Below are 10,104 nucleotides of genomic sequence, written 5' to 3'. Positions count from 1 at the left end.
GAGTCGCTGTCCGACGGCGGCTGGGCGCCGAGGGCCTGCCCCGTCGACATGCCCACGATGACGGCGGCTCCGACGACCACCATCGCGGTCCTGCGTAACGTCCTCATCCAGTTGCGCTCGAACAATTCCGCCTCCCCGAAAATTTTAAAGGTTGGTCGCCTCGCGTGTCATGCGCCGGCCTGGGGGGCACCGTGGTCTCGTAGCGTCACGGTGCCCCCCAGGTGCGGCAGGATAGTGGTCAGGTTTGTTGGAATGCTTAGAAGGTGAGCTTCCAGCTGTCGATGTAGCCGGTGTCGTAGCGGGCGACGTCCTGCACCTTGAGCTTCCAGGTGCCGTTCGCCACCTCCGTGGACGCGTTCACCGTGTAGGTGGTGATCACGTTGTCCGCGGAGTCGTTGCTTCTGGAGCTCTTCATCCGGTAGGTCGAGCCATCCGGGGCCACCAGGTCGACGACCAGGTCGCCGCGCCAGGTGTGCTTGATGTCGACGCCGACCTTGAGCGTGGCAGGCGCGTTGCCGCTGACACCCGAGACCGTGATCGAGCTGGTCACCGCGGTGCCCGCGTCGGGGATGTTGACGTTGTTGGTGTTCTCGAAGACCGTGCCCGTGGGCGGGGGCGTGGTGCCGCCGCCGAGCTCGGCCGCCGCCGCCTGGATGGCCGCGGCGAAGTAGCTGACCTGGGTGTAGATGCCGTACTTGTCCGGGCGGGCGCACCCGGTGCCCCAGGACACGATGCCGACCTGGACCCAGTTGTTGTTGCTGTCGCGGCGAGCCATCGGTCCGCCCGAGTCACCCTGGCAGGTGTCGATCTTGCCGTCCTTGTAGCCCGCGCAGATCGAGTCGGACTTCACCAGGTTCGGGTAGGACGCCGAGCCGGAGCACACCTCGTCGCTGACGAACGGCACCTGCGCCTTGCGCAGGTAGCGCTCCTGGGTGTTGCTGCCGTCGCGGACCGAGCCCCAGCCCATGACGTCGAACGTGCCGTTGTCGTAGGCGGTGGTGGTGGCGATCGGCAGCAGCGTCGCGCCGGTGATCGGGGCGTTGAGCTTGATCAGCGCCCAGTCCTTGCCTGCCGTGACGCCGGTGAAGCCGGGCGCGGAGTGCACGTAGGTGGACGTGCGCTTGATCGCGGTGGTGTCCTGCAGGTCCGCGACGCCGTAGGTGACGCCGATGCTGGTGTCCGGGCCGGTGCCGTCGAGGCAGTGCGCCGCGGTCAGCACGATCTGCTCGGTGTACATCGCGCCGCCGCAGCCCATGGAGAGCCGGACGAGCCAGGGGTACTCGCCCTTCGCGGCGAGGGTGCCGCCGACGACCATGGGGCTGACGTCGCCCGGCTGCGAGGGTGGGGGCGCGGCGAGCGCCTGTCCCCCGACCGCGGCCAGGATGGCGGTGAGGCCCGCTGCCAGGAGCCCCGCCTTCTTCGTTTTCGAGATACGCACAGTGTTCCTTCCGTGACCGTCCACAATGGAGCGCAGGGGGTGGCGGTCGCGTGGTTGTGTGACTTGCCGAACCACCTGGGACTGGTGGCCGCATAAGGAGGTGCTCCGGGCCGAGTTTGCGGGTCGACCCGGAGCACCTTGGGGTGTGACTGTTTCGTCAGCGATCAGCTCAGAAGGTGAGCTTCCAGCTGTCGATGTAACCGGTGTCGTAGCGGGCGACGTCCTGGACCTTGAGCTTCCAGGTGCCGTTCGCGACCTCGGTCGACGCGTTCACCGTGTAGCTGGCGATCACGTTGTCGGCCGAGTCGTTGCCCGACGAGTTCTTCAACCGGTAGGTGGAGCCGTCCGGGGCCACCAGGTCGATGACCAGGTCACCGCGCCAGGTGTGCTTGATGTCGACGTCGACCTTCAGCGTCGCCGGGGCGTTGCCCGTCTGACCCGTGACCGTGATGTCGCTGGTGACAGCGGCGCCCAGGTCGGGGATGTTGACGTTGTTGGTGTTCTCGAAGACGTTGCCGGTCGGCGGCGGCGTGGTGCCGTCGCAGGTCAGGCCGATCGAGCGCTTGGGGCAGTCGGAGTACTCGAGCAGGTAGAGCACGGCCGCCTTGTTGCGCGAGGTCTCGCGGGCGATGATCTCGTCACCCGGGTAGAAGCCGCCGCCGGAGGCGGACGCCGGGAACATCTCGAAGGTGTAGCCCCAGATCTTGTGGACGCCCCACAGGTAGTCGTCGATCGACCCGTCGGTGATGTAGAGGTCCGAGGACTGCTCCGGGGTGTAGCCGTTGGTCTGCGCCATGGCGCGGCCCATCGTCGAGAAGACCTTCTGCTCCTCGGCGTTCAGACCCTCGGCGGTGTCGGCCTGGGTCCAGCCGAACGGCCAGAGCACCAGCTCGCTGTAGGTGTGGAAGTCGATCGCGGTGCTGATCTGCTGCTTGCCGCCGACGACCCGGCTGCGCACGAAGTCCGAGAGGACCTTGACTTCCTTCGCCGATTCCGGCGCGGTGCCGCGGTAGGTCTCCGAGCTGGTGCTGCCCGACGAACCGCCGCAGCAGCCCCACTTGTAGTCCCAGTTGCGGTTCATGTCCGTGCCGACGTAGGACGAACCCGAGTTGGGCTGGCGGTTCTTGCGCCAGCTCTTGTAGGAGCCGGTGCTGATGTCGAACTCGCCGCCGTCGGGGTTGACGTCGGGCAGGATCCAGATCTCGCGGGTGTCGACCATCGACTTGACCTTGGCGTCGGTCGCGTAGGTCTCGGTGAAGGTCTTGATCAGGTAGATCGCCATCTCGACCGTCAGGTGCTCACGGGCGTGCTGGTGGTGGGTGAACAGAACCTCGGGCTCGTTCTCGTCGACCGTCGGGTTGTCCGAGATCTTCAGCGCGTACAGGTCGCGGTTCTCGTAGGACTTGCCGATGACCTGCTTGGTGATGATGCCCGGATAGTTCGCCACGGCCGAGTTGATGACCGCGGTCATCTCGGCGTAGTTGTGGTAGTTCGCGTCGGCGCCCGGGAAGTCGTTGATTCCCTCGGCACCCTGCGTTCCCTGGGTGACGGCCGGGGCGGCTTCGGCCTCGACCGTGAAGCCCTGGGCGCGGATCTTGCGAACCTCGGCGGGGGTGGCGGTCACCAACAGGCGGCTGTCCTCGGTGCCGTTGATGGCCGCGCCGGTCGCCGCGATGGCGCTGCGCTGCTGGGAAGTCTTGACTCCGATGATGTGGTACTCGGCCGATGCGCGGGCTTCCTGGGCGGCGGCGTTCTCGCCGCTGGCCGGGTTGCCGCTCATGGAGATGATCACGGCAAAGGCGGCGAGCGCCCCGACCATGACGGACAGGCGTTTGCGATTCACGCGTGCCTCCTGCAGGGAGTGCCGGAATTTCCGGCACTGGAGGGGTACAGACTTGGCCGCGCGGCCAGATTCAAACCCTGGGGCGCCCTCATGACTCATGCCCGCGCGGCTATGACATTCGAATACTGACCGGGTGGCATGCCCATCACAAGGCTACGAGCGGCGGCCTTCGTTCCCGTTTATTTCACAGACCGCTTCACTTTGGCGGTCAGCGCAGGCCGAGCTTGCGCATCAAGCGCAGTGATCGCGCCATGATTCCGGTGTACCGGCCGTAGGGGATGGCTTTCGGCGGCGGGATGACCTGGACTCGCTGAACCGCGACATTTTGTGCCTCGGTGTATTTGAGCAACCCTTCGACCCCGTGCCTTCGGCCCAATCCGGATGAGCCCATTCCGCCCATCGGCGCGTCCATACTGGAGTAGGCCGCCGCGTGCCCGTCGTTCACGTTGACCGTCCCGGCCCGCAGCCGGTGCGCCACCCGGCGGGCGCGGTCGAGGTCGCGGCCGTACACGCTGGCGTTGAGCCCGTAGGTGGTGTCGTTCGCCAAGGCGATCGCGTCTTCCTCGTCGCGGAAGGGGTAGATCGACACCACCGGCCCGAAGGTCTCCTCGGCGAAGCACGCCATGTCCGGGGTGACGCCGGTGAGCACGGTCGGTTCGTAGAACGCCGGTCCGAGGTCCTCCCTGGACACGCCGCCGAGGTGCACGGTCGCGCCCTTGGCCCGGGCGTCGTCGACATGCTCGGCCACGGCCTTGCGCTGCTTGGTCGAGATCAGGGAGCCCACATCGCACTTGTAGTCGTAGCGGGCGCCGAGCTTGAGCGCGCGGGTCGCCTCGACGAACTTCGCGAGGAAGGAGTCGTGGAGCGACTCGTGCACGTAGATCCGCTCGATGTGCATGCAGAGCTGCCCGGTGTTCGCGAAGGCGCTGGTCACCGCGCCGTCGACGGCCACGGCGACGTTCGCGTCGGGCAGCACGATCATCGGGTTCTTGCCGCCGAGTTCCAGCGAGCAGCCGATGAGCCGGGCCGCTGCCCGGGCGCCGACCTCGGCGCCGGTGCGGGTCGAGCCGGTGAAGCCCACGTAGTCGGCGTTGTCGACCAGCGCGCCGCCGACGGTCGGCCCGTCGCCGAGCACGACGGTGATCAGCCCCTCGGGCAGGCCCGCGCGGTAGAGCAGGTCAACGCCGTAGAGCGGGCTCAGCGCGGTCTGGCTGTCCGGCTTGAGCACCACCGCGTTGCCCGCCATCAGCGCCGGGATCGAGTCGGACATGCCCAGGGCGAACGGGAAGTTCCACGGCGAGATGATCCCGACGACACCCTTGGGCTGGCGCAGCTCGGTGGCCTTGATCGCCAGCGGCATCATGCCCTTGCGTGCTTTGGCTCGCAGCAGCCGCGGCGCGGCTTTCAGGTAGTGGCTCGTGGTGATCGCGGGCTCGATCAGGTCCTCGAACGCGTAGCGGCGCGCCTTGCCGGTCTCGGCCTGGATGAGGTCGGCGATGGTCTCGCGCTCGTCGAGCACCAGCTTGTGGAACCGCTCGAACACCCCCATCCGCTCGCGCACGTCGAGCTCCGCCCAGCGCGCCTGCGGCACCCGCGCGGCGTGCACGGCGTCGGCGACATCGCGAACGCTCGACGCGGGCAGCGTGGCCAGGGTGGCGCCGGTGAACACCTCGACGCTGGAGATGGTCTCGGTGCCGGAGGCGGCGACATGCCGGGACAGCCGGGCGATCAGGTCGTCGGTGACGGTGGCGGGTGCGGTCATTCTCGGGTCTCCTCTGCGCCCGGGGCGCTGTCGGCGGCACGGGTCTCGTAGTCGCGTCGGGCGGCGGAGTCGAGCGCGTCGAGGAACAGGCGCTCACCGCCGAGCTTGCGGCTGAGCCACTCGCCGACCCGGCGGGGCAGCAGCGCGCCCATCCGCACGGCTGGGCCGACCGACTTGGGCACGTACACGTCGAAGCGTGGGGAGCGCAGCACGCCGACGATCGCCTCGGCGACCTGCTCGGCTGTCACCGGCTTGACGCCCTTGCTGTCCTTGAGGCCCGCGGCCAGCTCGGTGCGGACGATCGCGGGCATGACACACGAGACGTCGACCCCGGTGCCGCGCAGTTCCATCCGCAGCGACTCGGAGAAGCCGATGACGCCGAACTTCGTCGCCACATAGGTCGCGCCCCCGGGAACCGGGATGCGGCCTGCCGCCGACGCCACGTTGACGACGTGACCCGACCCGCGCGGCTTCATCCGGCGCACCGCCTCGCGGCTGCCGTGGATGACCGCGTGCAGGTTCACCGCGAGCTGCGCGGTGGTGGTGCGGTCGGGTTCGTCCTCGATCAGGGCGATCGGCATGATCCCGGCGTTGTTGACCAGCACGTCGATCAGCCCGACCTCGGCCTCGATCTGGTCGAGCAGGGCGGTGAAGGCGGCCCGGTCGGTCACGTCGAGCCCGTAGGCGGTCGCGCGCAGGTCGAACTCACCTGCCGGAAGGGGCGCCTCGCGGGTGATGGTGGTGGCGGTCCGCTTGGCGAGGTCGGCGTCGAGGTCGGCGATGACGACGCGCGCGCCCGCGCGGACCAAGGCGGCCGCGGTGGCCGCGCCGATGCCGCGGGCGCCACCGGTGATCACCACGACCTGGTCGGTCAGGGGCCGGGAGGTTCGGGCCATCGGGGCTCCTTGTCATGGGCGAGCCAGACAAGAAACGTAACCGGTTCCAATTCTCCGCACCAGGGTTCACGGTGAGCGCGAGCTTGCCGCGGACGTGCCGGGGCGCCAACCGTGTTCCTGCCAAAAGATAGGTAGGGCTACGTAGTGATCCCTGGCTTGTTCCGGGTGGCGAACGGTCGCATCGTTGTCCCCGGATGGCCGCCCACCCTGCTGGCGGCAATCCCCATCCGGCGGCACGGATGGCGAATGTGATGTCGGCGTCGCGGCTTTCGGGTGGCGCTGTCAATGAGCGGAGAGAGAGGCGCCCACGCCCTCGCCTCTCTCTCCGCTGGCATTCGAATCGGTTTGGCTGACACTTCGCCGGGTGGTTCCTCACCCACCCGGCATCCCTATCGCGGCGAGAGTGTCCGATCGGCAAACGGACACGCGCTGAACTGCCCGTATGCGAGGGTCTTTGGTTCTGGCGCCGTCGCGACCGAGGCGGGAAGGCGGTTTCCAGCAGGGGGCGGCCTTCCCGCCTCGCAGCTATTTCGCCAGTCGAATTGAATAGCGCGAAAATGCCCTGATCGGCGTATTCGATATCTCTGGTCCGGTCGGGGTAATTTCGGTGGAATGTTGCGTCGGGGCATGGATTTCAGTGCACCGGAATGCGCATCATCGTCAGTGCACCTGGGGCTTCCCTGTACCGCGCCGTCCGGCGCGGACGCCCCCTGAGTTGTTCGGAGGAATCCGTGTTCCTGCGCTCAAATACCCGGCTGCGGCGCACTATCTTGGCCGCGTCCATCAGCTTCGGTCTGGTGGTGACACCCGGCCTCGCGTTCGCGGCCCCCGCCGGCCCGGAGGGCGCGGCCGCGCCCTCCGCGCCGAGCAGCATCCCGACCGGCACGCGCGCCTACTTCGTGATCACCGATCCGGCCAACATCGCCGCGGGCAAGACCGCGGTCGCCAACAGCGGCGGCACCGTCTGGAACGCCTGGGACGCCATCGGTGTCATCGTCGCGCACACGACGGCCGCCGACTTCAAGTCGAAGGTGCGCGCGGTGACCGGCGTGCAGTACGTCGGCGCGACCCGGACCTCCGACGTCCCGACCAACGCGGACAACCCGCCGATCCCGAGCAACAGCGCGGGGCAGAACCTGGGCACCGAGGCCGTGGGCTGGGACGTCAAGCAGCTCAAGGCCGACCAGGCCTGGTCCACGACAGCGGGCGCCGGCGTGACCGTCGCCGTCATGGACACCGGAGTCAACGACCAGCACAAGGACCTTGCGCCGAACTTCGACGCCGCCAAGTCGGCGTCCTGCGCCTACGGCAAGGCGGACAAGCGCGCGGGCGCCTGGCGCAGCGTCGGCTCCAGCGGCCACGGCACGCACGTCGCGGGTTCGGTCGCGGCGGCTCGTGGCAACGGTGGCATCGTCGGCGTCGCGCCGGAGGCGAAGATCGCCTCGATCCGGGTGGCCGAGCCGAGCAACGAGCTGTTCTTCCCGGAGAACACCGTCTGCGCGTTCATGCACGCCGTCGAGGTGGGTGTGCAGGTCACCAACAACAGCTACTGGACCGACCCGTGGTACGGCCTGTGCGAGAACGAGAACGACGGTGACCTCAAGGCCATCGACGTGGCGGTCCGGCGCGCGGTCGACCACGCGAGCAACCAGGGCATCATCAACCTGGTCGCGGCGGGCAACGAGAGCAAGGACTACTCCAACAAGGGGTCGACCTCGCTGAGCCCGAACGACTCGCAGCCGAAGAACCGCAACGTCACCGGCTGCGCGCTGATGCCGCAGGAGGCGACCGGCTCGACGGTCGTGTCCGGCATCGACCAGCAGGGCAACCGCTACAGCGGCTCGAACTACGACACCAACGGCGCCGTCGACGTGACCGCCGCCGCGGTGAACGTGAACTCGACCTCGGCCAGTGGTGGCTTCCAGCAGATGACCGGCACCTCGATGGCGTCCCCGCACGCCGCGGGCATCGCCGCGCTGATCAAGTCGGCGTTCCCGGCCCTCAAGGGCAAGGACATCGAGAAGAAGATGAAGGAGTGCTCCGGCACCTACACCGACCCGAAGTACTACGGCGCCGGTCTGCCGGACGCCACCAAGTGCGTCTCCGGTGGTGGCGGCGGCGGCACGAACTGGACCAACGACAACGACGTCCAGATCACCGACAACAACGTCGCCGTGACCTCCTCGGTGACGGCCAACGCGACCAGCGCGCCGTCGGCCACCTCGAAGGTCTCGGTGAACATCGTCCACACCTACCGTGGTGACCTGGTCATCGACCTGGTCGCGCCGGACGGCACCGTGTACGCCCTCAAGCCCGCCAGTGCGAGCGACTCGGCGGACAACGTGATCGCGACCTACACGGTCAACCTGTCCGGTGAGGGCATGACGGGCGAGTACAAGTTGCGCGTCCGCGACGCCTACTCGTTCGACAGCGGATACATCAACTCGTGGAAGCTGGACTTCGTCGGATAACGACAGCACCCAAGGCTGACGCGGTGATCGACGGTGGCTCTCCCGCACTTCGCGGGGGAGCCACCGTCGCTTCAGCCGAAGTCCTCGGCGTGCAGTTCGCCGCGGGAGGTGACGCCGAGCTTTCGCAGCACTCTCGCCGCGTGCTGCTCGACGGTGCGCGGCGAGAGGAACAGCACGTCGGCGATCTCGCGGTTGGTGTGTCCGCCCGCGAGCAGGCGCGCGACTTCCTGCTCACGCGGGGAAAGCTCGTTGCCGTACCCGCGGCGCCCGCGCCTGGACGGCTTCACCCCGCCGATGCCGCGCAGCAGGTGCCTGCAGCGCGCCGCGTCGCGGGTGGCGCCAAGGCCGTCGAACGTATCGATCAAAGTGGACAGTGCTTCGGCCGCTTCCGCGCCGTCGGAAGGCAGCAGGCACAGCGCTTCGTGCTCGGCGGACATCGCGGCGTAATAGGGGGCGTTGACTTTCTCGTAGGCGCCGCGCGCGCAGCGGTGGAATTCCACGGCGATGTGCGGCTCGCCCGCCGCCTCCGCGAGTTCGCCGCGACCGCTGTCGACCGCGGCCGCGCTCATCGGCGCGTCGCGGCCGAAGATCCCCGCCTCCGTCTGGTCGACGATGGCGCGGGCGTCGTCGAGCCTGCCCGCGCGCACGTACGCGGTGACCGCCACGGGCAGGATCTCGCCCGCCCAGGTCCAGACTTCCTTGCGGCGCAACAGCGCCAGGCCGCGGTCGACGTCCGCGCAGGCCTTGGTGATGTCGTCCTGCGCCAGCCACGCCCGGGCCAGCCCCGCGCAGCCGCCGATCGCGATCTGGGAGATCGCCTCCTGCGGCGCGTAGGCGCCGGTGGTGGTGAAGTAGCTCATCGCCTCGGACCATTCGCCGCGCGCGCAGGCAAGCGACCCGAGCACCAGGCTCAGCTCGCTGGCCACCGGCAGCAGGTCGTGGTACTCCTCGAGCAGCTTGCCCGCCCGTTCGGCCAGCCCGGCCCAGTCGCCGACGAACCAGTCGAGGCGGGCCTTCGTGGCCCGCGCGGTGCTCGCCACGAACGGCGCGCCGCAGTCGTCGGCCAGCCGCATGCCGGTCTGCAGCGCCTCGTCGCCTTGCTGGAAATGACCGACGGTCACGCACGCGTCGGCGAAGTTGCAGTACGCCCTGGCCAGCTGGCGCTGGGTGGCCGCCGAGTACGCGATCTGCGGAAGCACGGACAGGTCGCCGAAGACCGTCGGGTCTCCGGTGTGCAGCCGGGACCCGAGGTTGTTGGCCAGCAACGAGATCCGCAGCTCCTCGTCCTCGCAGGATTCGATCAGCTCGTCGGTGCGGCGCAGCCACGGCTCGATCTCCGAGAGCGGGGTGTCGCCGGTGAACGGCTGCGCGAGCACGGCGGTGGCCTTCGCGGCCAGCGCCGGGCGCTCGCCGAGATCGCCGAGCGCGACCTCGATCTCCGAGCGGGCCGTCGCCACGCCGCCCGCCTGCCGGATCAGCAGCAGGCCCAGGAACAGCCGGACCTCGCCGCGGGCCGACATCGAGAGCCTGCGGTCGCCGAGCAGCCTGCGCATCGTGGCTGTCGGGTTGATCTGGTCGAGCCCGGTGTGCGCGACCTGGCCGAGCTTCACCGCCAGCCGGTCGACGTCGGCCGAGGACAGCGACGGCTCGGCCAGCAGCCGCTGCAGCAGCGCGGTCGCGGTGGCGGCGTCGCC

At 68.8% G+C, this 10,104-nt stretch carries 6 protein-coding genes; 1 reads left to right on the top strand and 5 read right to left on the bottom strand.

Features of this window, described 5'->3' with window-relative positions:
* Positions 1-256: 256 nt before the first annotated feature.
* The 4 genes from ACRDSQ_RS09995 to ACRDSQ_RS09980 form a co-directional block, all read right to left on the bottom strand.
* Positions 257-1,438: a trypsin-like serine protease gene (locus tag ACRDSQ_RS09995; RefSeq protein WP_431420567.1), complete on the bottom strand. Its 1,182-nt coding sequence runs from the start codon at positions 1,436-1,438 to the stop codon at positions 257-259.
* A 169-nt stretch (positions 1,439-1,607) separates the two neighbouring features.
* Complete coding sequence (locus ACRDSQ_RS09990) at positions 1,608-3,281, bottom strand: M14 family metallopeptidase (RefSeq protein ID WP_431420566.1); 1,674 nt, start codon at positions 3,279-3,281, stop codon at positions 1,608-1,610.
* Positions 3,282-3,489: 208 nt separating this feature from the next.
* A complete protein-coding gene (locus tag ACRDSQ_RS09985; RefSeq protein ID WP_431420565.1) occupies positions 3,490-5,043 on the bottom strand; it encodes a succinic semialdehyde dehydrogenase in 1,554 nt (517 codons plus the stop codon).
* On the bottom strand, positions 5,040-5,939 hold the full coding sequence (locus tag ACRDSQ_RS09980) for an SDR family oxidoreductase (protein WP_431420564.1): 900 nt from the start codon (positions 5,937-5,939) through the stop codon (positions 5,040-5,042). Before ACRDSQ_RS09980 ends, ACRDSQ_RS09985 begins: the two co-directional genes overlap by 4 nt.
* A gap of 731 nt (positions 5,940-6,670) precedes the next feature.
* On the opposite strand from ACRDSQ_RS09980, the gene ACRDSQ_RS09975 reads away from it, so the two are divergent.
* Positions 6,671-8,410, top strand: a complete 1,740-nt coding sequence (locus ACRDSQ_RS09975; protein ID WP_431420563.1) for a S8 family peptidase — start codon at positions 6,671-6,673, stop codon at positions 8,408-8,410.
* Between the two features lie 71 nt (positions 8,411-8,481).
* On the opposite strand, the gene ACRDSQ_RS09970 is transcribed toward ACRDSQ_RS09975, so the two are convergent.
* A partial coding sequence (locus tag ACRDSQ_RS09970) for a helix-turn-helix transcriptional regulator (protein ID WP_431420562.1) occupies positions 8,482-10,104 on the bottom strand: 1,623 nt, incomplete at its 5' end.

This window comes from Actinokineospora sp. (assembly GCF_050699995.1).
GTDB lineage: Bacteria > Actinomycetota > Actinomycetes > Mycobacteriales > Pseudonocardiaceae > Actinokineospora.
Note: the sequence above shows the minus strand (reverse complement) of the source record. Positions and strands in the feature narration are given on the sequence as shown.

Coding starts and splice junctions, on each gene's coding strand:
- ACRDSQ_RS09985 (WP_431420565.1), bottom strand. CDS start 5,043: ATGACCGCACCCGCCACCGTCACCGACGACCTGATCGCCCGGCTGTCC.
- ACRDSQ_RS09980 (WP_431420564.1), bottom strand. CDS start 5,939: ATGGCCCGAACCTCCCGGCCCCTGACCGACCAGGTCGTGGTGATCACC.